This is a genomic window from Aeromonas sp. 97A, from assembly GCF_051919185.1.
GTDB lineage: Bacteria > Pseudomonadota > Gammaproteobacteria > Enterobacterales > Aeromonadaceae > Aeromonas > Aeromonas veronii.
The window spans coordinates 3,613,743-3,638,834 of record NZ_JBQBFF010000001.1 but is presented as its reverse complement, the minus strand read 5'-3'; the positions used below and the strand labels follow the sequence as shown (position 1 = coordinate 3,638,834).

21 protein-coding genes, 1 pseudogene and 1 riboswitch are annotated in these 25,092 nt (G+C 60.2%); of the genes and pseudogenes, 17 read left to right on the top strand and 5 right to left on the bottom strand.

Annotation, left to right across the window (positions count from 1 at the left end; genetic code table 11):
• The first annotated feature begins 13 nt into the window (after positions 1 to 13).
• The 8 genes and pseudogenes from ubiE (at position 14) to hemB (ending at position 6,539) form a co-directional block, all read left to right on the top strand.
• Entirely contained in the window at positions 14 to 766 is a 753-nt protein-coding gene (gene ubiE / locus ACTG27_RS16510; RefSeq protein WP_005342396.1) for a bifunctional demethylmenaquinone methyltransferase/2-methoxy-6-polyprenyl-1,4-benzoquinol methylase UbiE, read from the top strand.
• Between the two features lie 8 nt (positions 767 to 774).
• Positions 775 to 1,383: a ubiquinone biosynthesis accessory factor UbiJ gene (locus tag ACTG27_RS16505; protein ID WP_439979982.1), complete on the top strand. Its 609-nt coding sequence runs from the start codon at positions 775 to 777 to the stop codon at positions 1,381 to 1,383.
• Complete coding sequence (gene ubiB, locus ACTG27_RS16500; protein ID WP_439979981.1) at positions 1,383 to 3,023, top strand: ubiquinone biosynthesis regulatory protein kinase UbiB; 1,641 nt, start codon at positions 1,383 to 1,385, stop codon at positions 3,021 to 3,023. The genes ACTG27_RS16505 and ubiB overlap by 1 nt, the downstream gene beginning before the upstream one ends.
• Positions 3,024 to 3,065: 42 nt before the next feature.
• Entirely contained in the window at positions 3,066 to 3,317 is a 252-nt protein-coding gene (gene tatA, locus ACTG27_RS16495) for a Sec-independent protein translocase subunit TatA (RefSeq protein WP_005339385.1), read from the top strand.
• Between the two features lie 3 nt (positions 3,318 to 3,320).
• On the top strand, positions 3,321 to 3,785 hold the full coding sequence (tatB, locus tag ACTG27_RS16490) for a Sec-independent protein translocase protein TatB (protein ID WP_064335034.1): 465 nt from the start codon (positions 3,321 to 3,323) through the stop codon (positions 3,783 to 3,785).
• The gene (gene tatC / locus ACTG27_RS16485) at positions 3,782 to 4,537 is read left to right on the top strand and encodes a twin-arginine translocase subunit TatC (RefSeq protein WP_040098487.1); all 756 of its coding nucleotides are present in this window, start codon (positions 3,782 to 3,784) and stop codon (positions 4,535 to 4,537) included. The genes tatB and tatC overlap by 4 nt, the downstream gene beginning before the upstream one ends.
• Positions 4,538 to 4,725: 188 nt before the next feature.
• On the top strand, positions 4,726 to 5,511 hold the full coding sequence (locus ACTG27_RS16480) for a TatD family hydrolase (RefSeq protein WP_216960026.1): 786 nt from the start codon (positions 4,726 to 4,728) through the stop codon (positions 5,509 to 5,511).
• Between the two features lie 3 nt (positions 5,512 to 5,514).
• Positions 5,515 to 6,539: pseudogene (gene hemB / locus ACTG27_RS16475) on the top strand (porphobilinogen synthase).
• Positions 6,540 to 6,622: 83 nt separating this feature from the next.
• On the opposite strand, the gene ACTG27_RS16470 reads toward hemB, so the two are convergent.
• A complete protein-coding gene (locus ACTG27_RS16470; protein ID WP_439979979.1) occupies positions 6,623 to 8,812 on the bottom strand; it encodes an immunoglobulin-like domain-containing protein in 2,190 nt (729 codons plus the stop codon).
• A 54-nt stretch (positions 8,813 to 8,866) separates the two neighbouring features.
• Positions 8,867 to 8,952, bottom strand: a riboswitch (cyclic di-GMP riboswitch).
• A 424-nt stretch (positions 8,953 to 9,376) separates the two neighbouring features.
• On the opposite strand from ACTG27_RS16470, the gene prlC reads away from it, so the two are divergent.
• The 3 genes from prlC (at position 9,377) to ACTG27_RS16455 (ending at position 14,992) form a co-directional block, all read left to right on the top strand.
• Complete coding sequence (gene prlC / locus ACTG27_RS16465) at positions 9,377 to 11,419, top strand: oligopeptidase A (RefSeq protein ID WP_439979978.1); 2,043 nt, start codon at positions 9,377 to 9,379, stop codon at positions 11,417 to 11,419.
• Positions 11,420 to 11,626: 207 nt separating this feature from the next.
• Complete coding sequence (locus ACTG27_RS16460) at positions 11,627 to 14,176, top strand: putative bifunctional diguanylate cyclase/phosphodiesterase (RefSeq protein WP_439979977.1); 2,550 nt, start codon at positions 11,627 to 11,629, stop codon at positions 14,174 to 14,176.
• A 54-nt stretch (positions 14,177 to 14,230) separates the two neighbouring features.
• Positions 14,231 to 14,992 (top strand): class I SAM-dependent methyltransferase, encoded by a 762-nt coding sequence (locus ACTG27_RS16455; RefSeq protein WP_205759359.1) that lies wholly within the window; start codon positions 14,231 to 14,233, stop codon positions 14,990 to 14,992.
• A 70-nt stretch (positions 14,993 to 15,062) separates the two neighbouring features.
• Here ACTG27_RS16455 and ACTG27_RS16450 read toward each other — a convergent pair whose 3' ends face one another.
• Genes ACTG27_RS16450 through rhlB form a run of 3 tightly spaced genes read right to left on the bottom strand, consistent with a single transcriptional unit; the run spans position 15,063 to position 18,136 of the window.
• Positions 15,063 to 15,317: a Rho-binding antiterminator gene (locus ACTG27_RS16450; RefSeq protein WP_139403574.1), complete on the bottom strand. Its 255-nt coding sequence runs from the start codon at positions 15,315 to 15,317 to the stop codon at positions 15,063 to 15,065.
• Positions 15,318 to 15,347: 30 nt separating this feature from the next.
• Entirely contained in the window at positions 15,348 to 16,838 is a 1,491-nt protein-coding gene (gene gppA, locus ACTG27_RS16445) for a guanosine-5'-triphosphate,3'-diphosphate diphosphatase (RefSeq protein ID WP_005355894.1), read from the bottom strand.
• Positions 16,839 to 16,849: 11 nt separating this feature from the next.
• Entirely contained in the window at positions 16,850 to 18,136 is a 1,287-nt protein-coding gene (rhlB, locus tag ACTG27_RS16440) for an ATP-dependent RNA helicase RhlB (RefSeq protein WP_236348666.1), read from the bottom strand.
• 113 nt (positions 18,137 to 18,249) lie between these two features.
• On the opposite strand from rhlB, the gene trxA reads away from it, so the two are divergent.
• The 6 genes from trxA (at position 18,250) to ACTG27_RS16410 (ending at position 24,728) form a co-directional block, all read left to right on the top strand.
• A complete protein-coding gene (gene trxA / locus ACTG27_RS16435) occupies positions 18,250 to 18,576 on the top strand; it encodes a thioredoxin TrxA (RefSeq protein WP_005339416.1) in 327 nt (108 codons plus the stop codon).
• A 204-nt stretch (positions 18,577 to 18,780) separates the two neighbouring features.
• Positions 18,781 to 20,046, top strand: a complete 1,266-nt coding sequence (gene rho / locus ACTG27_RS16430; protein WP_005339417.1) for a transcription termination factor Rho — start codon at positions 18,781 to 18,783, stop codon at positions 20,044 to 20,046.
• 108 nt (positions 20,047 to 20,154) lie between these two features.
• Entirely contained in the window at positions 20,155 to 21,147 is a 993-nt protein-coding gene (locus ACTG27_RS16425) for a hypothetical protein (RefSeq protein ID WP_439979976.1), read from the top strand.
• Between the two features lie 33 nt (positions 21,148 to 21,180).
• A complete protein-coding gene (ubiD, locus tag ACTG27_RS16420; protein ID WP_005339421.1) occupies positions 21,181 to 22,650 on the top strand; it encodes a 4-hydroxy-3-polyprenylbenzoate decarboxylase in 1,470 nt (489 codons plus the stop codon).
• Between the two features lie 146 nt (positions 22,651 to 22,796).
• The gene (fre, locus tag ACTG27_RS16415) at positions 22,797 to 23,495 is read left to right on the top strand and encodes an NAD(P)H-flavin reductase (protein WP_139396174.1); all 699 of its coding nucleotides are present in this window, start codon (positions 22,797 to 22,799) and stop codon (positions 23,493 to 23,495) included.
• 219 nt (positions 23,496 to 23,714) lie between these two features.
• Positions 23,715 to 24,728, top strand: coding sequence for a diguanylate cyclase domain-containing protein (locus ACTG27_RS16410; protein WP_439979975.1), 1,014 nt, complete (start codon positions 23,715 to 23,717; stop codon positions 24,726 to 24,728).
• A gap of 54 nt (positions 24,729 to 24,782) precedes the next feature.
• On the opposite strand, the gene ubiK is transcribed toward ACTG27_RS16410, so the two are convergent.
• On the bottom strand, positions 24,783 to 25,040 hold the full coding sequence (gene ubiK, locus ACTG27_RS16405) for a ubiquinone biosynthesis accessory factor UbiK (RefSeq protein WP_005339429.1): 258 nt from the start codon (positions 25,038 to 25,040) through the stop codon (positions 24,783 to 24,785).
• Positions 25,041 to 25,092 lie beyond the last annotated feature (52 nt).

Here is a 25,092-nt window from a genome sequence, read left to right as displayed (position 1 = left end):
GGGTGTTTAAGGGATGTCAGAACAAGCAACGACAACGCATTTTGGCTTTAAAACCGTGGCCGCGACCGAGAAGGAAACTCTGGTAGCAGGTGTCTTCCATTCGGTGGCAGCCAAGTATGATCTGATGAACGATCTGATGTCGTTCGGCATCCACCGCCTGTGGAAGCGCTTCACCATCGACTGTTCCGGTGTGCGCAAGGGTCAGAAGGTGCTGGATCTGGCCGGTGGTACCGGTGACTTGACCGCCAAGTTCTCCCGCATCGTCGGCGAGACCGGTCAGGTGGTGCTGGCGGATATCAACGATTCCATGCTGAAAGTGGGCCGCGACAAGCTGCGCAATCTGGGGGTCGCCAACAACGTCTCCTACGTGCAGGCCAATGCCGAGGCGCTCCCTTTCCCGGATAACCACTTCGACGTGATTACCATCGGCTTCGGCCTGCGCAACGTCACCGACAAGGACAAGGCGCTCGCCTCCATGTTCCGGGTGCTCAAGCCGGGTGGCCGTCTGCTGGTGCTGGAGTTCTCCAAGCCGGTCAGCGAAGTGATCGCCAAGCTCTATGACCTCTACTCCTTCAAACTGCTGCCAAAAATGGGCGAAATCGTCGCGAACGACAGTGAAAGCTACAAATATCTGGCAGAGTCCATCCGCATGCACCCGGATCAGCAGACCCTGGCTGGCATGATGGAAAATGTCGGTTTCGAGCAGGTGGAGTACTTCAATCTGACCCAGGGTGTGGTCGCCCTGCACCGCGGTTACAAGTTTTAAGGTTGCCTATGCCGATGGATGCCATGGTCACCGCGGTGATCGAAACCAGCCTCAACCAGTTGCTGGCGCTGGACAAACAGAGTCCGGAGCGGCTGCGCAAACTGGTGGGCAAGGTGCTCAAGCTGGAGCTGCGTGAACTCAAGCCGCTCTGGTTTGTCTTCTCCGAGCGTCGGCTGGATGTGCTGGCCCAGCATGAAGGGGATGCCGATGCGGTGCTCAGCCTGTCGCTGACCGCCCTTGGTCTGCTGAAAGACCCGTCCGCCCTGACCCGTTATATCCGCGAGGAGAAGTTGGATCTGAGCGGTGATCCCCAGCTGGTGCAGGCATTCAGCGTGCTGCTGGGTGAGCTGGATATCGACTGGGAGGAGGAGCTGTCGCGCTATACCGGCGACGTGCTGGCCCACACCCTGTTCAGTGGTGCCCGTCAGGCGCGTCGCCTGGTCGGTCGCGAGCTGTGCTGCACCCGCAGCCAGCTGGCGGAATATCTGACCGAAGAGGCCCGCCTAGCCCCCGGCCCGCTGGAAGTGGCGAGTTTCAACGATGACGTCGAGGTGCTGGCCCAGCAGCTCAAGGCCGTCGAACTGCGGCTGGCCCGCTTCGAACAGCAGGTGACCTGATGACCCCGAAGGAGTTCAAACGCCTCTATCGCATCATCACCATCCTGCTGGAGCAGGGCATCGACGAACTGGTGCCCGCCCGCTATCAACCCTGGCCGGGTCGTCTGGCCCGTCGCTCCCTGTTCTGGCTCAAGAACAAACAACCGGATCTCAGCCGCGGTGCCCGCATCCGCCTCGCCTTCGAGGCCCTTGGCCCCATCTTCATAAAGTTTGGCCAGATGCTCTCGACCCGCCGTGACCTGTTGCCGCCGGATATTGCCGAGGAGCTGGCCCTGCTGCAGGACAGGGTGCCCCCCTTCTGTGGTCAGGCGGCGCGCCAGCAGATCGAGCTGAGCCTGGGTTGTCCCATCGAAACCCTGTTTGACGACTTCGACGAGACGCCGCTGGCGTCGGCTTCCATCGCGCAGGTGCATACCGCCCGCCTGAAGGAGAGTGGCCACGAGATCGTCATCAAGGTGATCCGTCCCGACATCGAGCCGGTTATCGAGGCTGACCTGCGGCTGATGCAGGCGCTGGCCCGTCTGGTGGCCCGTTTTGTGCCCCAGAGCGCGCGACTGCGCCCCATCGAGGTGGTGGAGGAGTATCGCAAGACCATCCTCGACGAGCTGAATTTGATGCGCGAAGCGGCCAACGCCATCCAGCTACGCCGCAACTTCACCGGCTCCGAGGCGCTCTATGTGCCTGAAATCATCACCGACCTCTGCCGCGAGCAGGTGCTGGTGATGGAGCGCATCTACGGTATTCCGGTCTCCGATATACCGGCGCTGGAAGCCAACGGCACCAATATGAAGCTGCTGGCCGAGCGCGGGGTCGAGGTCTTCTTCACCCAGGTGTTCCGCGACAGCTTCTTCCATGCCGACATGCACCCGGGCAACATCTTCGTCTCTTACGAACATCCGGAAAACCCGCTCTGGATCGGCATCGACTGCGGCATCGTCGGTACCCTCAATCGGGAAGATAAACGCTATCTGGCGGAGAACTTCCTCGCCTTCTTCAACCGTGACTATCGTCGGGTGGCGGAGCTGCATGTGGAGTCGGGCTGGGTACCGGCAGATACCAAGGTGGACGAGTTCGAGTTCGCCATCCGCACCGTGCTGGAGCCCATCTTCGAGAAGCCGCTCTCCGAGATCTCGTTCGGTCACGTGCTGCTCAACCTGTTCAACACCGCGCGTCGCTTCCATATGACGGTGCAGCCGCAGCTGGTGCTGCTGCAAAAGACCCTGCTCTATGTGGAAGGGTTGGGGCGTCAGCTCTACCCGCAGCTCGATTTGTGGCAGACCGCCAAGCCGTTCCTCGAAAACTGGATGCACGAACAGGTAGGGCCCAAGTCGGTATTGAACGCCATCAAGGAGAAGGCGCCATTCTGGGCGGAGAAGCTGCCGGAGCTGCCGGAGCTGGTCTATGAGACCCTGCGCCAGACCCGTCATCAGCAGCGTCATTTCGACCAGATGTTTGCCGAGTTCCGCCGTCACAGCCGTCGGCAGGGGCAGGCCCGCTACCTCTTAGGGGTTGGAGCCAGCCTGCTATTGGCGGGTGTATTCTTGCTGACCCAAAAACAACACATTGAGTGGGGACAAGCCAGTCTCGCCGGTGCAGCACTCTGCTGGCTGGTCGGCTGGTTGCGAACCCGTTCCCATTAATCAACAACCGCGCCGTCAGGCGCCTGTTCTGGAGAGAAAATCATGGGTGGTATCAGTATTTGGCAATTGTTGATCATCGCAGTCATCGTCGTGCTGCTGTTCGGTACCAAGAAACTGCGCGGGATCGGCGGTGATCTGGGTGCGGCGGTCAAAGGGTTCAAGAAAGCCCTCTCCGACGAGCCGGCTGATGCCAAGGCCGAGCAGAAAGATGCCGAGTTTCCCCCGAAACAGCTGAACGAAGCGGCCACTCAGAGTAGTGAGACCGCCAAACAGAAAGACAAAGACCAGGCCTAAGCCATGTTCGATATCGGTTTTTGGGAGCTGGTCGTTATCGGTGTGGTAGCACTGGTGGTACTGGGGCCCGAGCGGCTGCCGGTTGCCATCCGCACGGCTACCCACTGGATCCGCCTCATTCGTTCGACCGCGAACTCGGTCAAGTCCGAGCTGGAGCAGGAGCTCAAGTTGCAAGAGCTGCATAACGACCTCAAGAAGGCCGAACAGTTGCAGATGAGCAACCTGAGCCCCGAGCTGCAGGAGTCCATCGAACAGCTCAAAGCGGCGGCCCAGTCGGTCAATCGCCCCTATCAGGTGGAGAACGAGATCCGTCCGCCGCGCCCCGAGCCGGTCGCCCAGGCTGAGCCTGCCACGCCGGTGGAGCCTGCGGTGCAACTGAGCCACGACGTGCCGCCGGTCAACAGCCAGCGGGAGAGCGAGCCGGTGCCGGTCAGCGACTCCGTAGTAAAAGGGGAGGTGAAGCCATGAGTCAGGCCGAACAACCCCTGATCAGCCATCTGGTTGAGCTGAGAACCCGCTTGCTGCGCTCCATTACCGCCATCCTCGTGGTGTTTCTGGCGCTGATCTACTTCTCCAACAACATCTACGACTTCGTGGCCCAGCCGCTGCTCAGCCAGCTGCCGGAAGGGACCAGCATGATCGCGACGGATGTGGCGACCCCCTTCCTGACGCCGATCAAGCTGACGCTGGTGGTCTCCTTCTTCGTGGCGATCCCCTATCTGCTCTATCAGGCCTGGGCTTTTATCGCCCCCGGTCTGTACCAGCACGAACGGCGCCTGATCATGCCGCTGGTGGTCTCCAGTGCCCTGCTGTTCTATGCGGGGATGGCGTTCGCCTACTACGTGGTGTTCCCGCTGGTGTTCGGTTTCTTCACCAGTACCGCACCCGCAGGGGTGACGGTGGCTACCGATATCGCCAGCTATCTGGACTTCGTACTGACCCTGTTCTTCGCGTTCGGGGTGGCGTTCGAAATTCCGGTGGCCACCATACTGCTCTGCTGGACTGGCGTGACCACACCGCAAAACCTGAAGGAGAAACGTCCCTACGTCATCGTCGGGGTGTTTGTGGTCGGCATGCTGCTGACGCCGCCTGATGTCTTCTCCCAGACCCTGCTCGCCATTCCGATGTGGGCGCTGTGGGAGATAGGTCTGTTCTTCGCCCGTTTCTACGTGAAGAAAGAGGATGAAGAGCAACAGGAACAACCGGATGTGGAGAGCTGAGGCTCTGTTCGTCACCTGTTCGCCGGACGGTGAGAGGATGACGAAGTCCGCAGGAATAGCAGAACGAGGGGAGCTGAGGCTCCCTTCCTCTTTCCATGCTCCCGTTCGAGGCGTATGGTAAGACCCCATTCGGTAGATGGTTTTCGAATACCTGATATGTATTCCTTTTGTTCGGAACGTCTCATTCCATGATCGATATCGGTTTAAACCTGACCAGCAGCCAGTTCGCCGGCGAGCAGGCTGAGCTGGTGGCCCGTGCCCGTGCCGCCGGAGTGGAGGCGCTGATCCTGACCGGTACCGATCTGGCGGGTAGCCGCGAGAGCGCTGAGTTGGCCGCCCGCTGGCCGGGCTACTGCTTCTCCACCGCCGGGGTACACCCTCACGATGCCAAGAGTGTCGATGAGGCGACCCTGCCCGCCTTGCGCGAGCTGGCGGCGCTGCCGCAGGTGGTGGCTATTGGCGAGTGCGGCCTCGACTACAACCGCGACTTCTCCCCCCGCCCGGTGCAGGATGCGGTATTCGACGCCCAGCTGGCACTGGCTGCCGAACTCGGGATGCCGGTGTTTCTTCACTGCCGCGATGCGCACGCCCGTTTTATCGAGATCCTCCGTCCCTGGTTGCCGAAACTACCGGGAGCCGTGCTGCACTGCTTCACCGGTTCCGACGAGGAGCTGGACGAGTGTCTGGCGCTGGGGCTGCATATAGGGGTGACTGGCTGGCTTTGCGACGAGCGCCGCGGTCAGCTGCTGCGCGAGCAGGTGGCCCGTATTCCGGCCGGTCGGCTGATGATCGAGACCGATGCCCCCTATCTGGTGCCGCGGGATCTGAAACCGCGCCCGAAACGCAACGAACCTGCTTTTTTGCCGCACATCGCCCAGGTGGTGGCGGCCTGTCGTGGTGAAGCGCCCGAGGCCTTGCTGGCCCATACCCGGGCCACCTCCGCCGCGTTCTTCCAACTTCCTCTCCAGGAGTGATTCATGGCTACAACTCTTCCGGGCGCCTTTCCGGGCCGCCGCCTGCGCCGTCTGCGCAAACATGATTTCAGCCGTCGTCTGGTACGCGAGAACGTACTGACCGTCAACGATCTCATCTATCCGGTGTTCGTGCTGGAGGGGGAGAACCGTCGGGAAGCCGTTCCCTCCATGCCGGGGGTGGAGCGTCTCTCCATCGATCTGCTGTTGGAAGAGGCTGCCGAGTTGGTGGAGCTGGGCGTGCCTGCCATTGCCCTGTTCCCGGTCACCCCGCTGGAGAGCAAGAGCCTGATGGCGGAAGAGGCCTACAACCCGAACGGGCTGGCCCAGCGCACCGTGCGCGCCCTCAAGGCTCGCTTCCCGGAGCTCGGGGTGATCACCGACGTGGCGCTCGATCCGTTCACCACCCACGGTCAGGACGGCATCATAGATGACGAAGGCTATGTGCTGAACGACATCACCACCGAGATCCTGATCAAGCAGGCGCTCTCCCACGCCGAAGCCGGGGTCGATATAGTCGCGCCGTCCGACATGATGGATGGCCGCATCGGTGCCATCCGTGCCGCACTGGAAGAGAACGGCTTCATCAACACCCAGATCATGGCCTACTCCGCCAAGTACGCCTCCTGCTACTACGGCCCGTTCCGCGATGCGGTCGGTTCTGCCGGCAACCTTGGCAAGAGCAACAAGGCTACCTATCAGATGGACCCGGCCAACAGCAACGAAGCCCTGCACGAAGTGGCGCTGGATATTCAGGAGGGGGCCGACAGCGTGATGGTCAAGCCGGGCATGCCCTATCTGGACGTGGTTCGTCAGGTGAAGGATCAGTTCGGCGTGCCGACTTTCGCCTATCAGGTCAGCGGGTCAGCGGCGAGTACGCCATGCACATGGCGGCGATCCAGAACGGCTGGCTGAAAGAGAAGGAGACCATCATGGAGTCCCTGCTCTGCTTCAAGCGGGCCGGGGCCGATGGCATCCTCACCTACTTCGCCAAGCGCGTGGCGCAGTGGTTGAAGGAAGATGCCCGCTAAGCCGGGTTGAAGAGATAAACGAGAGGGGGAGCCGATGGCTCCCCCTCTGTCGTTATGGCTCTCTTTTGGTCACGAGCGGCTGATTACAGCTTGATCCAGGCATCGCTCCAGTGGCTGCCGGTACCCGGTGCATAGTGGCTGGCCACACCACCGCACCAGCCGCTGTAGGGCCAGGGTTTGCACTCGTAGTCGCCACCGGCATTGCTGACCCGATCACCGGCCTGATAGCTGGTGTTGGGGGCATAGGCCGGGTAGTCACCTTCGCTACCGCCGCTGTTCTCTTCAGCCAGGGTGACCGGGAAGCGCTGTACCACCGGCTGCTGGCCATCTGCCAGACCGGTGATGACCACTTCGTAGCTGCCATCGGTGACATTGCTGCCCTGCAGTACCTGGGTGCTGGTGCCGTTCACCTGGCTGCTGGTGGTACCGTGGCTGTGGCCGCTCTGCTCCAGAGTCGCGGTGATCTGTACCGGGTTGGCGGTGGTCAGGTTGAAGCGGATGCTGACCTGACCGTTGACTATGGTGTACTCGCTCGCCATGGCGCTGACGGTGAAGTCGCTGCTGCCTTCTGCGGGGGGCGTTGTGCCGCCGCAGTCGCTGTCGCCCTGTACGCGCCAGACGCCCCAGTCACCCGTGGTGCCCGGCTCTTCGTTCTGGGTCCACCAGCCTGCCAGCCAGTTCTTGCCGTTGTGGCTGACGATGTCGCCACCCACGTAGACCTTCTTGGCATCCCAGCTGTTTTCACAGACGGCGCCCTGCTCCCTGACGGTCACGTTGCGCTGCTGGGTTACCTGCTGACCGGCGCTGTCGCTCACCTGATAGGTGAGGGTGTAGCGGCCGACCTTGCTGCTGTCGACGTTGCCGCTGACCTTGATTTGGGCGGTCAGGTCGCCATCTTCTTCATCATGGGCACTGACGCCGGTCATCGGATCGAAGGGGGTACCCAGCTCCAGCGTGGTGTCGGTGACGCCGCTGAATACCGGCTTCATGCTGTAGACCTCGATGGTACGTACCTGCTCGGTGACGTTGTTGTCGCGATCGCTCACCTTGTAGGTGAGGGGGTAGAGGCCGATGCGCTGGCTGTCTACCGAGCCTTCCACCTGGATCTGGCCAGTCAGGTCGCCATCTTCCTTGTCGTTGGCGCTGACACCTGCCAGCGGATCAAAGGCGGTACCCTGCTTGATGCGGGTATCGCTCAGGCCGCTGAACACCGGCTTGCCGTTGTCGACCGGGGGCGTGATCTCCTGATCGTGGATGAAGGGGCCGTAGCTCTTGATGAAGGATTCGTTGTAGGACTGACCGGCGGCGTTGCGGCCCATGTCCCAGTTGATGGACCAGGTCATCACGCCACGCAGCGGTTGCCCCTCGCTCTTCAGGCGGTTGAAGGCGTTGTAGAGCTTCTGCGGATCCTGCACATAGCCGGTGGCGGCGGCGTCGATGTTGGTCGGAATGCCGAACACCAGCTTGTCATGGGGGATCTTGTAGAAGCCGCGGGTACCGTTGCTCAGCGAATCCGCCATGTAGTAGATGAACTCTTCTTTTAGGGCATCGTTGTTCTGGGCAATCCAGCCGATCCCATCGATGTAGATACCGTCGCCACCCTGGTTGTAGAACTGGGGGTTGATCCAGTCGTAGTAGCCTTCCAGATTGCGGATATAGGGGATGTAGGCGCCAGTCTGGGTCAGATAGGGGAACTCCGGCGCCATGGTGATGAGGAAGTTTTTCCCCTGGGCGCGGTAGTGATCCTTGACCAGACGCAGGGCCGCCGGGATCACGGTCTGGTTGTCGGCGGCGGTGATGGCGGCCTGCTCCAGATCGATATCCAGCCCGTCGAAGCCATAGGTCTCCACCAGACGGATGATCTCGTCGGTAAAGGCCTGCTCCTGACCCTTGCGTAGCTCGATGTGCGCATCGGCACCGCCCAGCGCCAGCAGCACGGCACGGCCCTGACGGTTCAGCTCGGCAATCTGCTCGATAAACTGGCTTTCGCTCATGCCGATGGCCGGGTCGAGTTTGAAGGTGGGGATGGGATCGCTGCCATAGACCTTCATGAAGGAGACATCGACCACGTTGTATTGCGGGTTGACCTGATCGAGCTTGACGCAGGGGGCGATACCGCCCTTGTAGCCCGAACCGTCACACCAGTTGTGCCAGTAGCCGACCACAACGCCGGACTGGGGGTTGACCATCGCCTGACCGGCACTGGCGGCATATGCCATGGGGGCGCCCATGCCGAGCAGACAGCCCAGCAGGGATAACTTCAATTTGTTCATCTTGATATCTCCATACAGTACAAACGGAGCGAACAGCTATGGCCGAACGCTCCCGGGGGCAACCCCGCTGTCATAGGTGTTTTCCCTTAGACCGGTGGCTTTGCGTCGCGCCCTTTCGGGTCACTTTGCCTTTTTCACCCGATTTCTGTGCAGCACAGAGAATCAAGTGACCTGAGTAACAGGCTGCTTATGATATGCACTTAAAAATAAATTAATCAACTTATGTGCATGATTTGTTTTGGTTATTAATTTGTTGATTAGTTATTTTCCAAGCATGGAAAGGGCCGGTGATAGGCCGCTGTAACCTACTCTTTTGTCGATTGGATTTGCTCTGCTCCCTTGTGGTTCGAGAGTTGAAAAAGCCGCAAAAAGAGCAAAAAAGTACCGATTATTCATGCTGTTGCCGTCCAGTATCTGGCAGAGAGGTGTTTGAGCTCACAAAGAGGGGAAAACAGTGCCGAGAGGTGGATTCCCGCTTGATTATTGCGTGGCTTGGCCACATGTTAGAAAGCCATACAGAGCTGCTAAAGCGGTCTGTTCAAGACCAAACAAGAGGTAACCGGGATGAATAACCCTTTGCTGACAATGGATTCTCTGCCCCCTTTCAGCCAGATCAAGCCGGAGCAGGTTCAGCCTGCCGTGATTCAGGCGATTGCTGACTGCAAGCAGAAGATCAGCGATGTGCTGGCCCAGCGTGATCCCCATACCTGGGATAGCCTGATTGCCCCGCTGGAAGAGGTAAATGACCGCCTGTCACGGATCTGGTCGCCGGTCAGCCACCTCAACTCCGTACTCAACAGCGAAGCGCTGCGCGAGGCCCATGACGCCTGCCTGCCGCTGCTCTCCGAATTCCAGACCTATGTCGGTCAGCATGAAGGGCTCTATCAGGCCTATCTGGCCCTCTCCCAGAGCGATGATTTCCCGCTGCTCAGCGGCGCCCAGCGCAAGGAGATCCAGAACACCCTGCGTGACTTCCGTCTCTCCGGCATCGGTCTGCCTGCCGAGGCGCAGCAGCGTTACGGCGAAATTCAGGCCCGCCTCTCCGAACTGGCCTCCCGTTTCAGCAACAACGTGCTGGATGCCACCCAGGGCTGGCACAAGCTGGTGGCCGATGAAGCCGAACTGGCCGGTCTGCCCGACAGCGTGCGTGCCGCTGCCCGTCAGATGGCTGAACTTAAAGGCAAAGAGGGGTGGCTGTTCACGCTGGATATCCCCTCTTATCTGCCGGTGATGATGTATGCCGACAACCGCGAGCTGCGCGCCGAGATGTATGAGGCCTTCACCACCCGCGCCTCCGATCAGGGCCCCAATGCGGGCAAGTGGGACAACTCCGCCATCATGAGCGAGCTGCTCACCCTGCGTCGCGAACTGGCTCAGTTGCTGGGGTTCGCCAACTATGCCGAGCTCTCCCTGGCCACCAAGATGGCGGACAAGACCGAACAGGTGGTGAGCTTCCTCACCGATCTGGCGGCCAAATCCCTGCCGCAAGGCAAGGCCGAGCTGGAGGAGATCCGCACCTTCGCCGCCGAGCAGCATGGTCAGAGCGAGCTGGCAGCCTGGGATCTCGCCTACTACGCCGAGAAGCTCAAGCAGCACAAGTTCTCCATCTCCGATGAGCAGCTGCGCCCCTACTTCCCCGCCAGAAAGGTGGTGAAGGGGTTGTTCGAAGTGGTGAAGCGGGTGTTCGGCATGAAGGTGCGCGAGCGCCTCGGCATCGACACCTGGCACCCGGACGTGCGCTTCTACGATATCTTCGATGCTGACGACGAGCTGCGCGGCAGCTTCTATCTCGACCTCTACGCCCGCGAGCACAAGCAGGGCGGGGCCTGGATGGATGTCTGTCTGGGTCGTCGCTACCGTCAGGATGGCTCGCTGCAAAAACCGGTGGCCTACCTGACCTGCAACTTCAACGGCCCGGTGGATGGTAAACCGGCGCTGTTCACCCACAACGAAGTGGTCACCCTGTTCCATGAGTTTGGCCACGGCATTCACCACATGCTGACCCGCATCGATGTGGCCGGCGTGGCCGGTATCAACGGCGTGGCCTGGGATGCAGTGGAGCTGCCGAGCCAGTTCCTCGAGAACTGGTGCTGGGAGTCCGAGGCACTGGCCTTTATCTCCGGCCACTACGAGACCGGCGAGCCGCTGCCTGCCGATCTGCTGGAGAAGATGCTGACCGCCCGCAACTTCCAGGCGGCCATGCAGATGCTGCGCCAGCTGGAGTTCGCCCTGTTCGACTTCCGTCTCCATCAGGAGTTTGACCCGGCCAATCCGGCGCAGCTTCCGGCGCTGCTGGATGAGGTGCGCAGTCAGGTGGCTGTGATGACGCCACCGGCGTTCAACCGCTTCCAGCACAGCTTCTCCCACATCTTCGCGGGCGGCTATGCGGCGGGCTACTACAGCTACAAGTGGGCCGAGGTGCTCTCTGCCGATGCCTTCTCCCGCTTCGAGGAGGAGGGGATCTTCAACCCGGCGACCGGCCAATCCTTCCTGAAGAATATTCTGGAGAAGGGGGGCTCGAAGGAGCCGATGGAGCTGTTCCGAGCCTTCCGTGGTCGTGAGCCCAAGGTGGATGCGCTGTTGCGACACAGCGGGATCGCTGCCTGAGATTCCTGACCCGCCGCCTGTGTGAGCTTCAACCAGGTACACTATTTTGCGGCATAGTGGGATCGAGTCGTGATTTCTGCGACAAAAAGGGACCTTTTGGTCCCTTTTTTCAAGGCTTTTTAATATCTTGCTGATTGCATATTTGCACTGCTCACAGCTCTTCAGTAGAGTCGTGTTCTAACCTTCAAGGAGAGAAAGCCACTTGCCATGAGGCGAGCACTCGATTCCGTCTATCAAATCATCTCCAGTCTGGCTCATTCGAGCGGCCAGGGATATTTCGATACCTTTGTGAGTGAAATCGCCGCTGCTGTGATGGCTGATGTCGTCCTGATCGCCAGCAGGGAATCAAATGCTACCCACCTGACGGTTCAGGCTGCCCATCCCTCCTCTCTCGACCCCGATACCCTGACGCTGCCAATCACTGACTCTCCTGATGCCATTACCTGGCAGGAGGGGGAAGCCTGGTTCAGCGATCGTCTGTTGCAGCTGTTCCCCGCGATGCCGCTTGCCGATGCGTGGCAAGCCCAGGCCTACGCCGGGATCGCCCTCAAGGATGCGGATGGCGAGACCATAGGCATCTGCTGCCTGCTCTATCGTCAGCCGCAGGCCAATATGACCAAGGTGATGGGGCTGCTCCGGTTGCTGGGGCCGCTGGCCGGTCGCGAACTGGCGCTGATGCTGCAACGCCAGTTGCCGCAACTCTTGCCTGATACCCCTCATGTGCTGCAGAGCATGCTGTTTCAGGCCCCGGTGGGGATCGGCAAGCTCGATCTCACCGGCCGCATTCTCTGGGCCAACCCGGCCATCGAGAAGATGCTGGGCTATCCCCTCGACGAGCTGCTTCATCGCTCCATCTCCGATATCAATCACCCGGAGGATTGGCAGCGCAGCCTTGAGTGCTACGAAGAGATCCGGCGCGGCGAGCGCAGCAGTTTCACCCAGGAGAAGCGCTACTTCTGCAAGGGGGGCGAGATCCTGTGGGGGCGGGTGACTGTCACCCTGATCCGCGACGAGCAGCAGCAGCCGGACTACCTGATGGTGCTGCTGGAGAATATCGATCCTCTCAAGCGTCATGCGGAGCAGCTCAAGCTCTCTCACCGGGTCTACGACAATCTCTCCGAAGCGATTCTGGTATGCGATGCCGACAGCCGCATCATCTCGGTCAACCCGGCCTTCGAGCAGATCACCGGCTACAGCAGCGACGAGGTGCGGGGCCAGCGTCCCAGCATGCTCAAGTCCGGGCTGCACGATCAGACCTTCTATGCCGACATGTACCATGCGCTGGAGCGGGTGGGGGTGTGGCGTGGCGAGGTGTGGAACAAGCGCAAGAACGGCAAGCTCTATCCGCAGCAGCTGATGATCAGCACCCTGCGCGAAGCCGGCAAAATCCAGCAATATATCGCCATTTTCAGCGATCTTTCCCAGACTAAGGTGGCCGAGCAGAAGATCGCGACCCAGGCCAACTACGACAACCTCACCAGCCTGCCCAACCGCTGGCTGTTTGGCCGCTGCCTCACCCGCTTCTGCGAGCGGGGCGAGCGCTTCGCGCTCATGGTGCTCGACCTCAACAACTTCAAGGCGGTCAACAACAGCATGGATCACCATGCTGGCGATGCCCTGCTGCGAGAGGTGTCGGATCGACTGGTGAGCCGGGTGCGCACCGAAGATCTGGTGGCCCGCATCGGTGGCGATGAGTTCGCGTTCCTGGTGCCCGGCATCGTCACCCGCCGTCAGGCCGAGGTGTTTGCCAAGCAGGTGATCGGCAGTTTCGCCCGCCCCTTTATGCTGGCCAACCAGCACCTCTATGTGACCGCGACCATCGGCATGACCCTCTGCCCGGTCGATGGCAGCGAGAGCGACGAGTTGCTGCGCAACGCCGAACAGGCGCTGTTTGCGGCCAAGCGGCAGGGACGGTTGCTCGGTGCCTACTGCTCATCCATGCGGGAAGAGGTGCGCCAGCGCCACCAGATGCAACAGGATCTGGCCGAAGCGATCAAGCTGGAGCAGCTGACCATGGCCTACCAGCCGATCTGGGACAATCGCAGCGGACGGGTCGCCAAGCTGGAGGCGCTGGTGCGCTGGTATCACCCCCACTGGGGGCAGGTATCCCCTGCCGAGTTTATTCCGCTGGCGGAAGAGGCGGGATTGATTCAGGGGCTGGGTGCGCTGGTATTGTGGCAATCGTGCCGGGATCTGGCGCGGTTGCAGCAATCCGGCTTCCCTGATCTGCAGATGTCGATCAACCGTTCCACCATGGAGTTCCAGACCATCGACCCCGAGGCGAGTGAGTGGCTTAAGGTGATCCAGCACTTCGGGCTCGATCCTGCCGACATCGTCATCGAAATCACCGAATCTCTGCTGATGGAGAGCAGCGATCAGCACAGAGTGCGGATCGATTCCCTGCGCGAGGCGGGCTGCAAGCTGGCCATCGACGATTTCGGTACCGGCTACTCGGCCCTCAACTATCTGCGTACTTTCCCGGTCGATCTGGTCAAGATCGACCGCTCCTTCGTGCGCCATATCCCCTTCAACGAGCAGGATCGGATGCTGCTCGACGGCATCATCAACATAGTGCACAACCTCGGCATGCAGGTGGTGATCGAGGGGGTAGAGACCCGCGAGCAGCTCAACTTCCTCTGCCAGAAAGGGTGCGCCTTCACTCAGGGTTATCTGCTTAGCCGCCCGCTGGCCTATGACGATCTCATTGATTACCTCGCTCTCAACCGTCAGGGGATGAACCTCACTGTCGTGAGCTGATCCACCGCTTCTGTTATCATGGCCGCTTCTGTACGTGCCATGAGTCTGCCTCCTATGCCCCATATTCAGGTTTTCAGTGAAGTCCCCGCCCGTGATGGCGAGCTCGACGCCCTGCGTTTACGCCTTGCCGACGTGGAGTTTCCGGCTCCGTTTGCGCTGGTACTGACTGAAGAGAGACTGGAACTGCGCAAGCTGGACGAGCCCAAGCTGGGGGCCGTCTATGTGGACTTCGTGGAAGGGGCGGTGGCACATCGTCGCAAGTTTGGTGGTGGTCGCGGCCAGTCCATCGCCAAGGCGGTGGGGCTCAAGGCCGGTGCCACACCGACCGTGGTGGATGCCACTGCCGGTCTGGGGCGCGATGCCTTCGTGCTCGCCTCTCTCGGTTGCAAGGTGACCCTGATCGAACGCAGCCCTGTGGTGGCTGCCCTGTTGCAGGACGGGCTGGCGCGGGCGGCACAGGATCCCGAGATTGGCCCCTGGGTCAGCGAGCGGATGCTCCTGCTGCAAGGCCCGGCGGTGGACAACTTGCTGGCGCTGCCGGAGCGGCCCGAGGTGATCTACCTCGACCCCATGTTCCCTCACAAGCAGAAGTCAGCTTTGGTGAAAAAGGAGATGCGGGTGTTCCAGTCGCTGGTAGGTCCGGATCTCGATGCGGATGCCTTGTTGCCTGCCGCGCTCAAGATGGCTGAGAAGCGGGTGGTGGTGAAACGCCCCGACTACGCCGGCTGGCTCAATGAACAGAAGCCCAGCATGGCCATCGAGACCAAGAGCAACCGCTTCGATGTCTATGTGATGGCGGCATTGGCGGCGGGTTAACGGCAGGTGTGATCCGCAGACGCAAAAAGGAGGGCCAACATCATGTTGGCCCTCCTTTTTCGTAATGGATTCAGTTGGTTGGCGAGAAGCGGATCAGCTTTTCTTCCCCTTGCCAGTTCAGGCGCAGGGTCGCTAGTTCTGCCAGACTGAGCCGCTCGCCACTGTGCAGCAACAGATACTCGACCCCTTCGCTGGCTTCGATAGTGCGGATCTTGTCATCCCGCTGGCGACCATCGCGGCTGGTGAGGGTCACCGGCAGTTGCCAGCTGGCAGCAATTTCGAGCCAGTCGTAGAGATCGCAGCTGATGGGTTGATAATCCGGCATGATCGGCTCCAAAACAGGCAGGTTGCTGAGTCAGGCTTCCTGTACGCGGGTCGGCCAGCCCATCTTCTGCTGGCGCTCCACTTCAAAACGCAACTCGCTGGCGCGCAGGTAGTGTTCATCCATCCAGCCCTTGGGCAGGGTCAGGGTCAGTGACTCCTCTTCTGCCTGCAGGGTGAAGCTGGGCACAGTTCCCTGGGTGCGGCGCATGCAGAGGATCAGCGCGATGCGCAGGATACGGGCCAGCCGGATCGCCTGACGACCGGTGACGGCACCCTGTTTCTCCAGCGGTTCCAGCTTGAATTCGTCCCGCTGGTTGAACAGCAGGGCCGACAACAGCTTCTTTTGCGCGGGGGTAAAGCCCGGCATGTCGATGTTGTCGATGATGTAGGCGGCGTGTTGCGGCGCCTTCTTGTATTCGATACAGAGGCCGATCTCGTGCAGCAGGGCGGCATAACGCAAGATTGGGCGACCGTAGCGTTTGGAGAGTCGCCAGGCCGGTTGCAGCTGGTTGAACGCCTCGACGGCGGTATCGCGTACTCGTTCGGCGTGCTCTTTATCCAGCTGATAGCGGCTGATCAGGCTGTCGGCGGTGCGATCCCGGGCATCACAGTCGTGATTGTTGCCAAGCAGACCGTAGATCAGTCCTTCACGCAGGGCGCCCCCCGCGAGGGTCATGCTCTCGATATCGAGGGTTTCGAAGATGGCAATCAGGATGGCGAGGCCGGAGGGGAACACGGTCAGCCGCTCGGCCGCCAGCCCTTCCAGTTGCAGCCGGTCGAGCTTGCCGCAGGCGATGGCCTGACCCATCAGCTCCTGCAGTTTCGGCAGGGTGACCCGCTCGCTCTTCCCTTGCGCCAGCATGATCTCTTGCAGCGCCTGCACCGTGCCGGAGGCGCCAACGCAGGTGCGCCAACCGAGGGCTCGGTAATCTTCCGCCACCTTCTCCAGCACCGCCTTGGCGGCAGCAATCGCCTGCTCGAAACGGGCTTCGGAGAGCTCGCCATCACCAAAGTGATTGTTGAGCCAGGTGACGCAGCCCATGTGCAGGCTGTTGAGCAGTTTTGCTTCGCTGTGCTCGCCAATCACCAGTTCGGTACTGGCACCGCCGATGTCGATCACCAGCCGGTTTCCTTCCCCGGCAGAGGTCCAGGAGACCCCTTCATAGATGGTCTTGGCCTCTTCCTCGCCCGAGATGATCTCGATGCTGTGGTTGAGTACCCGTTCCGCTTCGCTGAGGAACTCATCGACGTTGGTGGCAAGTCGTAAGGTTGCGGTGCCCACCACCCGGATATTGTCGGCCGGAATGTCCTGCAATTGTTCGGAGAAGAGACGCAAACAGTCCCAGCCCCGCTCCATGGCGGCACGGCTGAGACGAAATTCCGGATCAAGCCCTGCTGCGAGGCGAACCTTGCGCTTGACCTTGGCGACGGTGCGCAGGGCACCGGCGACCTCGCGCACCACCAGCATATGAAAGCTGTTGGAGCCGAGGTCGATGGCGGCATAGAGAGGCGAGTTGTGCAACGGGCCTGTCCTTAGCTCTTGCGCGGCGGACGACGACGGTTGTTGCTGTTGCCACCCTGGCGATCCCGCATGTTGCGGTTCACCGGCTGACGGTTGCGGAACACCCGTTTCGGCGGGGTCACGTCATCCAGCAGCGCTTCGCGATCATATTTGCTGACCGGAATGGCGTGGTGGATGTACTCCTCGATGGCCGGCAGGTTGAAGGCATAGTCTTCACAGGCCAGGCTGATGGAGTGACCGCTCTTGCCGGCACGACCGGTACGACCGATACGGTGTACATAGTCTTCGGCGTCGTCGGGCAGGTCATAGTTGAAGACGTGGGTCACGTCAGGGATGTGCAGGCCACGGGCGGCCACGTCGGTGGCGACCAGAATATCGAGCGCACCCTTGGTGAAATCCTCGAGGATCTTCATCCGCTTCTTCTGCGGCACGTCACCGGTCAGCAGACCGACGCGGTGGCCGTCATTCTCCAGCCAGGCATGGACGTCTTCACAGACATGCTTGGTGTTGGCGAAGACGATCGCTTTTTCCGGCCACTCCTCTTCCATCAGGGAGAGCAGCAGCAACATCTTGTCTTCGTTGGAGGGGTAGAACAGCTCCTCCTTGATCCGCACGCCGGTCATCTGCTCCGGCTCTACCTGCACATGTTCCGGGTGGTTCATGTGTTCGTAGGCCAACTCCTGCACGCGCAGGGAGAGGGTGGCGGAGAACAGCATGCTCAGACGCTCGGTCGCGGGCGGCATGCGGCGGAACAGGAAGCGGATGTCCTTGATGAAGCCCAGATCGAACATGCGATCAGCTTCGTCCAGAACCACAACCTGAATGTTGCTCAGATCGATCACCTTGGACTTGAAGTAGTCGATGATGCGGCCGGTGGTGCCGATCAGGATGTCGACGCCCTGCTCCAGCACGGCCAGCTGCTTGTCGTAACCTTCGCCACCGTAGGCGAGGCCGAGTTTCAGGCCGGTAGAGGCGGCGATGCTGTCGGCATCGTTATAGATCTGTACTGCCAGTTCCCGGGTGGGTGCCATGATGATGGCTCTGGGTTGATTAACCAGACGGGGCTTGGTCAGCGGGTGAGTCAGCAAATAGTTGAATGTCGCGGCCAGGAAGGCAATGGTCTTGCCGGTTCCTGTCTGGGCCTGACCGGCGAGGTCATGACCTTCTACCAGCAGTGGCAGAGACAGTGCCTGGATGGGCGTGCAATAGTGAAATCCCTTTGATTCCAGACCAGCCAGAACTTCGGGTTCGAGGCCCATTTGGGCGAATTTGTCGGTCGTTAAGTGTGTTTTGCTCATGGCGGTAGGTTATCAGGTTAGGCTTGCAATAATAAACAGGATCATTTCAAATAGGGCAACTATTGCCTTTGTTGATATGTCAATAAAGCCTTAATTACTGACTGGAGTTGGAGATGAGTGACAAGATTGTTCAGCTGAGCGATGCCAGCTTCGAGGCAGATGTAATCAAAGCCGATGGCGCCGTTCTGGTCGACTTCTGGGCCGAGTGGTGTGGTCCGTGCAAGATGATTGCCCCGATCCTGGAAGAAGTTGCCCAAGAGTACGAAGGTCGCGTGACCGTAGCCAAACTGAACATCGACCATAACTCTGATACTCCGCCCAAGTACGGCATTCGTGGTATCCCGACCCTCTTGCTGTTCAAGAATGGCGAAGTGGCAGCGACCAAGGTCGGTGCACTGTCCAAGACTCAGCTGAAAGAGTTCCTGGACGGCAACCTGTAATAATTAAAGAGGAGCGCATTGCAATAATGCGCTCCTTGTGTTTTATCACCTAGACGCTCATCCCGATTGGTGCTAGTTTATCGCTCGTTTGCTAACCTTTTTGCCTGACTCTTTGCTAACCACAGCCTGGCAATCAAATCCGATCAGCATCAATCCAGCAGACTGTCTCCTCATTTCAATCCTTGCTTACAGACTTTCACCACTATGAATCTGACTGAATTAAAGAACACTCCTGTGTCCGAGCTGGTCAAGCTTGGCGAATCCATGGGGTTGGAAAATCTGGCTCGGGCGCACAAGAAAGATATTATTTTTGCAATCCTCAAGGCGCACGCCAAGGGTGGTGAAGATATCTTTGGCGACGGTGTGCTGGAAATCCTGACCGATGGTTTCGGCTTCCTGCGCAGTGCAGACGGCTCCTATCTGGCAGGCCCTGACGATATCTACGTCTCCCCGAGCCAGATCCGCCGCTTCAACCTGCGTACCGGCGATACCATCTCCGGCAAGATCCGGCCACCGAAAGAGGGCGAACGCTACTTCGCGCTGCTCAAGGTCAACGAGGTCAACTACGACCGTCCGGAAAACTCCCGCAACAAGATCCTGTTTGAAAACCTTACCCCCCTGCATGCCAACGAACGTCTGCGTATGGAACGGGGTAACGGCTCTACCGAAGATATCACCGCTCGTGTACTGGACCTGGCTTCCCCCATCGGTAAAGGCCAGCGTGGCCTGATCGTGGCGCCGCCCAAGGCCGGTAAGACCATGCTGCTGCAGAACATCGCCCAGAGCATCGCCTACAACCACCCGGACTGTGAACTGATCGTTCTGCTGATCGACGAGCGTCCGGAAGAAGTGACCGAGATGCAGCGTATGGTGAAAGGTGAAGTGATCGCTTCCACCTTTGACGAACCTGCTTCCCGTCACGTTCAGGTTGCCGAAATGGTGATCGAGAAGGCCAAGCGTCTGGTCGAGCACAAGAAAGACGTGGTGATCCTGCTGGACTCCATCACCCGTCTGGCCCGTGCCTACAACACCGTTATCCCGTCATCCGGCAAGGTACTGACCGGTGGTGTGGACGCCAACGCCCTGCACCGTCCCAAGCGCTTCTTCGGCGCCGCGCGTAATGTTGAAGAGGGCGGCAGCCTGACCATCATCGCCACCGCGCTGATCGATACCGGCTCCAAGATGGACGAGGTTATCTACGAAGAGTTCAAGGGTACCGGCAACATGGAACTGCACCTCTCGCGCAAGATTGCCGAGAAGCGCGTCTACCCGGCTATCGACATCACCCGCTCAGGCACCCGTAAAGAAGAGCTGCTCACCTCAGGTGACGAGCTGCAGAAGATGTGGATCCTGCGCAAGATTGTCCACCCGATGGGCGAGATCGACGGTATCGAGTTCCTCATCGACAAGTTGGCGATGACCAAGACCAACGACGAGTTCTTCGACGCCATGCGGCGCCAGCAGAAGTAAGTCCGGTCAGAAAATGACGAAACCGCGGCCTTGGTCGCGGTTTTTGTTTATCTGTTTTCCGGTCGCCCTAGTAGTATGAGATCCCGATGTCACATGGATGGAGACGTCATGAAGCCTGTTTTCTGGTTATTGCTGGGGTTGCTGAGTGCAATGCCTGCCTGCGCGCAGAGTGCTCCGGTCGCGGTGACAGCCGAGACGTTGCAGACGCACCAGCGCTATCTGGCGGGCCGTCTGCAGGAGGGGCAATTTGCAGCCATCGACTCTCTGCTGGCGACCCTGAGTCGCGAGCGGCGGGAGTTCCTGCTGTCGCAACTGCTGCGGGATATTCCCGCGACCACCCCTGCATCTCCTGCGTTGCAACAGTGGGTCGAGGCTCAGGCCGATAAGGCCCCCGAGTGGCTCATGGAGCAGCAGGTCGACGGTTTTCTGGTGCAGCAACCGGTTTATGATTTTGCCGCGCGTGCCCGTCAGTTGCTGGGGGAGTGGCAACTGCAATCACTGGTGCAGCGCTATCGGCTGCAGCTTACTCAGGGCAGCTTCCAGCTAAAGTCCGTCTACTACAGCAGTAACCCCGATCTCGCCATGCAGCAGCAAGCCCTGTTGCTGGCCCTCGACACCTTGCCGCAACCGATCTGGATGCGGGAGGCGCAAGCGCTGGCCAGCCAGAATATCTATCTGCCGGACAATCATCTGTTGTTCCATCTGTTGCAGCGCACCGGCGAACCGGCGCTCTATGGCATGCTGTGGCGGCGGCCGGCAGATCAGGATGCGCTGCGTGCACTCTCTACCATCAACCGCTTCCATCACGGCAGCGCTGCCAGCGATCTGCTGATTGCCGCCAGTGGCAACGAAGGGTTGAAGGGGGCCGCCCTGCGTCAGCTGAGCGCGCTCTCGCCCTTGCCACCGCAAGCCCAGAAATACCTGCTGGCGGAACTCTCCAACCGTCAATACGGGGCGCTGGTAGCCGGTCTGTTGATGGAGGTGGACGAGCCCCTGCTGCTCTCTGCACTGGCCAGACGCCTTGGCCAGCGTGACATGCCACCCATTGCACCGAGTCTGCTGCCCGATTCGGGTACACCCGATGGGCAGCCAGGGTTATAATGCGTGACCTCCTGAACCCGGTTGGGAACTTGCATGAAATACAAGGATTTGCGTGATTTCATCGCGCAGCTGGAACAAAACGGACAACTCAAGCGTATCACCCGCGAGATAGATCCCTATCTGGAGATGACCGAGATCAGCGACCGCACCCTGCGTGCGGGTGGCCCGGCTCTGCTGTTCGAAAATCCCAAAGGCTACACCATGCCGGTGCTGACCAACCTGTTCGGTACCCCGGATCGGGTTGCCATGGGCATGGGGCAGCCCGATGTGGGCGCCCTGCGTCAGGTCGGGGTCTGGCTCTCCTATCTCAAGGAGCCCGAGCCGCCCAAGGGATTCAAGGAGCTGATGGAGAAGCTGCCGATCTTCAAGCAGGTGCTCAACATGCCGACTAAACGCCTCTCTTCTGCCCCCTGCCAGCAGGTGGTACAGGAGGGAGATGCGGTCGATCTCGACCAGATCCCGATCCAGCACTGCTGGCCCGGCGATGTGGCGCCGCTGGTCACCTGGGGCCTCACCATCACCCGTGGCCCCTACAAGAAACGCCAGAACCTCGGCATCTATCGCCAGCAGAAGATCGCCAAAAACAAGCTGATCATGCGCTGGCTGGATCATCGCGGCGGAGCCATCGATTTTCGCGAGTGGCAGGAGGCCCATCCGGGCGAGCGCTTCCCGGTGGTGGTAGCGCTTGGCGCCGATCCGGCGACCATCCTTGGTGCCGTGACGCCAGTGCCGGATACTCTCTCCGAATATGCCTTTGCCGGTCTGCTGCGCGGCAGCCGTACCGAAGTGATCAAGGCCATCAGCTGCGATCTGGAGGTGCCCGCCAGTGCCGAGATCGTGCTGGAAGGCTATCTTGAGCCGGGTGAGATGGCGCCGGAAGGCCCCTATGGCGACCACACCGGTTACTACAACGAGGTGGACGAGTTCCCGGTCTTTACCATCACCCACATCACCAAGCGGCGCGATGCCATCTATCACAGCACCTACACCGGCCGTCCGCCCGATGAACCGGCGGTGCTGGGTCTGGCGCTGAACGAGGTGTTTGTGCCGCTGCTGCAGAAGCAGTTCCCCGAGATTGTGGACTTCTATCTGCCGCCGGAGGGGTGCTCCTACCGGATGGCGGTGGTGACCATCAAGAAGCGTTACCCGGGCCACGCCAAGCGGGTGATGCTGGGGGTCTGGTCCTTCCTGCGCCAGTTCATGTACACCAAGTTCGTGGTGGTGTGTGACGACGACGTCAACGCCCGCGACTGGAAGGATGTGATCTGGGCCATCACCACTCGGATGGATCCGGCACGGGACACCACCTTGATCGAGCACACCCCGATCGACTATCTGGACTTCGCCTCGCCGGTCTCCGGCCTCGGCTCCAAGATGGGGCTGGATGCCACCAACAAGTGGCCGGGCGAGACCAATCGGGAGTGGGGTCAGCCCATAGTTCAGGATGAGGCGGTGAAGCAGAAGGTCGATGCCATCTGGGATGAGCTCAATATCCTCGGATGAGGCAAACATGACAGCTTTGCTGCAAAAAGTGATGCGATCCGCACTGATTTGAGTATTCTCGACTAACGGGGCCAGGGCTGCTGGTCGTCACTCCATAGTGAAACAATGAGCGAAGCGGGCCGAGCGAGCCCGCCACAAGGACAAGAATGCAACGTATCAAATGCCGCGTAGAGGAACTGCGCGAATATGTCGACACCATCTGGCATGTGGCCCTGACGCCGCAGCAAGAGGCCAGCTTCAAGCCGGGCCAGTATCTGCTGGTGGTGATGAGCGATTCGGACAAGCGTCCCTTCTCCATCGCCAACTCGCCGACCCGCCCGGGCGTGCTGGAGCTGCAGATTGGTGCGACTCCCGAGAACGCCTATGCCGGTCAGGTGCTGGCCCGCATGCGCGAACAGGGGGAGATCGAGGTCGAGCTGCCCGCCGGCAAGGCATTCCTGCGCAACGAATCCCCCCGCCCGCTGATCCTGATGGCCGGCGGCACCGGTTTCTCCTATGCCAAATCGATTCTGGAGTACCTGATCGACAGCGGCAGCAAGCGGCCGGTCTTCTTCTACTGGGGGGTGCGTCAGGCGCACTGGCTCTACGAGCTGGAGCAGATGCAGCAGTGGGAGCGTGACTACGCGCCGCTCACCTTCATCCCGGTAGTACAGGAGCCGGAGAGCGACTGGAGTGGCCGTACCGGTCTGGTACACAAGGCGATCATGGATGATTTCGTCAGCCTCCATGAGTACGACATCTATGTCGCCGGTCGCTTCGAGATGGCGGGGGCGGCCCGCGAGGAGTTCAAGATCCTCGGCGCCGAGCCGGAGCGCATCTTTGGTGACGCCTACGAATTTATCTGACGGGATCCCCGCTTGGATGACGCAGTCCCCGGTTTTGCCGGGGGCTTTTGTTTTTAGGGCTGCCGCAGTACCTGATCATCCCGAATGAGCGGATTATCGCGGCGTTATCCCATTATTTTTCAATATTTTGGCTATGAGTGGCTACTAATCGAGCCTAGCTGATGGCATCTTTGTGGGGGATTGACAAGAGCATCCATAGAGCAAGCACAAGGAGGCGCAGTGTTGAGTGAAGAGGGCAGGGCATCTGCGGAGGATGACAGGGGAGAGACCGGCTCTGTCGAGCGGGTCGCAACGCTGATCCCGTCCCCTCATGGCGGTGAAATAGCCCGTTTGCAGGCAGAAATCGCCGCTTTGCAGCATGAAAATGGCTTGCTGCAGGAGAAGCTCAATGCCGCCCTCGATGGCACCGGCATCTGTCTCTGGCAGGGCACCATTCCCACCGGCGAACTGCGGGTCTTCAATCTGCAGAACTTTCAGGCCGGTGACATGGCCCCTCATTTCGATCAGTGGAGCGCCAAGCTCCATCCCGACGATCGCGCCCATGCCATGGGCAGCTACTTTGCCCACCTTGAGGGGAAAACCCCCTTCTATGAAGCCGAATACCGCACCATCAACCCGCAAGGCGAGGTTACCTGGCTGTGGGATAGGGGCCGGGTCGTTGATCGGGATGGCGATGGCAAGCCGCTGCGGATCATGGGCTCCCATATCGATATCACCCAGCGCAAGGCTTATGAGCAGCGACTGGCGGAGCGCGCCAACAGCGACGCGCTGACCGGCTTGCTCAACCGGCAGGGGTTTGGCAAGGCGTTTGCCCAGCTACAGCCGCAAGGGGCGGGGGCGCTGCTCTTTATCGATCTGGATGATTTCAAAGGGATCAACGACCAGCTGGGGCACGCCTGCGGCGATCTGGTGTTGCAGCAGATGGCGGACTGGTTGCGCCTCATCATGCCTGGCTCGGCCCTGTGTGGCCGTTACGGCGGCGACGAGTTTGTGGTGCATCTGCACCGGGATGTGTCGAGCCATGGCCTGGCGCAACTGGCTGACGCCCTGATCAGCCGGATGCATGGCTATGTGCCCAAACCCGGTTGCTCGCAACGGGTGGGGCTGAGTATCGGCATCGCCCTTTGGGAGGAGGAGCCATTGAGCTTCCGACAGGCGCTGGAGGTGGCCGACAGGGCCATGTATGAGGCCAAGGCGCGCGGCAAGCGAGCTTGGTATCTGCTTCAGGTGTGATGCTTTTTACAGGTTCAATTCAAAGCAAAAACCCCAGCCGAGCTGGGGTTTTCGTTATTCGCCTTTGGCGCCGAGCTGCTGCTCGAGCTGAGCCAGCTTGCTTTCGAGGGCGGCCAGTTTTTCACGGGTACGCAGCAGCACCTTGGTCTGCACGTCGAACTCTTCGCGGCTGACCAGATCCAGCTTGCCCAACTGGGCTTGCAGTACCTGACGCATCTTCTTCTCGGCCTCTTCACCCATGCTGCGAATGCCGGGCGGCAGGGAGTTGTGCACCTGCTTGGCGATCTCTTCCAGTTTCTTCGGGTCGATCATGATGTCCTCCTTAAGCGTTGGCGGACATTCTACCGACAATTCCCTCACTTTG

What these genes read in the sequence shown, in the direction of transcription:
- ubiE (WP_005342396.1), top strand. Translation starts at nt 14, where the DNA reads ATGTCAGAACAAGCAACGACAACGCATTTTGGCTTTAAAACCGTGGCC.
- ACTG27_RS16505 (WP_439979982.1), top strand. Translation starts at nt 775, where the DNA reads ATGCCGATGGATGCCATGGTCACCGCGGTGATCGAAACCAGCCTCAAC.
- ubiB (WP_439979981.1), top strand. Translation starts at nt 1,383, where the DNA reads ATGACCCCGAAGGAGTTCAAACGCCTCTATCGCATCATCACCATCCTG.
- tatA (WP_005339385.1), top strand. Translation starts at nt 3,066, where the DNA reads ATGGGTGGTATCAGTATTTGGCAATTGTTGATCATCGCAGTCATCGTC.
- tatB (WP_064335034.1), top strand. Translation starts at nt 3,321, where the DNA reads ATGTTCGATATCGGTTTTTGGGAGCTGGTCGTTATCGGTGTGGTAGCA.
- tatC (WP_040098487.1), top strand. Translation starts at nt 3,782, where the DNA reads ATGAGTCAGGCCGAACAACCCCTGATCAGCCATCTGGTTGAGCTGAGA.
- ACTG27_RS16480 (WP_216960026.1), top strand. Translation starts at nt 4,726, where the DNA reads ATGATCGATATCGGTTTAAACCTGACCAGCAGCCAGTTCGCCGGCGAG.
- ACTG27_RS16470 (WP_439979979.1), bottom strand. Translation starts at nt 8,812, where the DNA reads ATGAACAAATTGAAGTTATCCCTGCTGGGCTGTCTGCTCGGCATGGGC.
- prlC (WP_439979978.1), top strand. Translation starts at nt 9,377, where the DNA reads ATGAATAACCCTTTGCTGACAATGGATTCTCTGCCCCCTTTCAGCCAG.
- ACTG27_RS16460 (WP_439979977.1), top strand. Translation starts at nt 11,627, where the DNA reads ATGAGGCGAGCACTCGATTCCGTCTATCAAATCATCTCCAGTCTGGCT.
- ACTG27_RS16455 (WP_205759359.1), top strand. Translation starts at nt 14,231, where the DNA reads ATGCCCCATATTCAGGTTTTCAGTGAAGTCCCCGCCCGTGATGGCGAG.
- ACTG27_RS16450 (WP_139403574.1), bottom strand. Translation starts at nt 15,317, where the DNA reads ATGCCGGATTATCAACCCATCAGCTGCGATCTCTACGACTGGCTCGAA.
- rhlB (WP_236348666.1), bottom strand. Translation starts at nt 18,136, where the DNA reads ATGAGCAAAACACACTTAACGACCGACAAATTCGCCCAAATGGGCCTC.
- trxA (WP_005339416.1), top strand. Translation starts at nt 18,250, where the DNA reads ATGAGTGACAAGATTGTTCAGCTGAGCGATGCCAGCTTCGAGGCAGAT.
- rho (WP_005339417.1), top strand. Translation starts at nt 18,781, where the DNA reads ATGAATCTGACTGAATTAAAGAACACTCCTGTGTCCGAGCTGGTCAAG.
- ACTG27_RS16425 (WP_439979976.1), top strand. Translation starts at nt 20,155, where the DNA reads ATGAAGCCTGTTTTCTGGTTATTGCTGGGGTTGCTGAGTGCAATGCCT.
- ubiD (WP_005339421.1), top strand. Translation starts at nt 21,181, where the DNA reads ATGAAATACAAGGATTTGCGTGATTTCATCGCGCAGCTGGAACAAAAC.
- fre (WP_139396174.1), top strand. Translation starts at nt 22,797, where the DNA reads ATGCAACGTATCAAATGCCGCGTAGAGGAACTGCGCGAATATGTCGAC.
- ubiK (WP_005339429.1), bottom strand. Translation starts at nt 25,040, where the DNA reads ATGATCGACCCGAAGAAACTGGAAGAGATCGCCAAGCAGGTGCACAAC.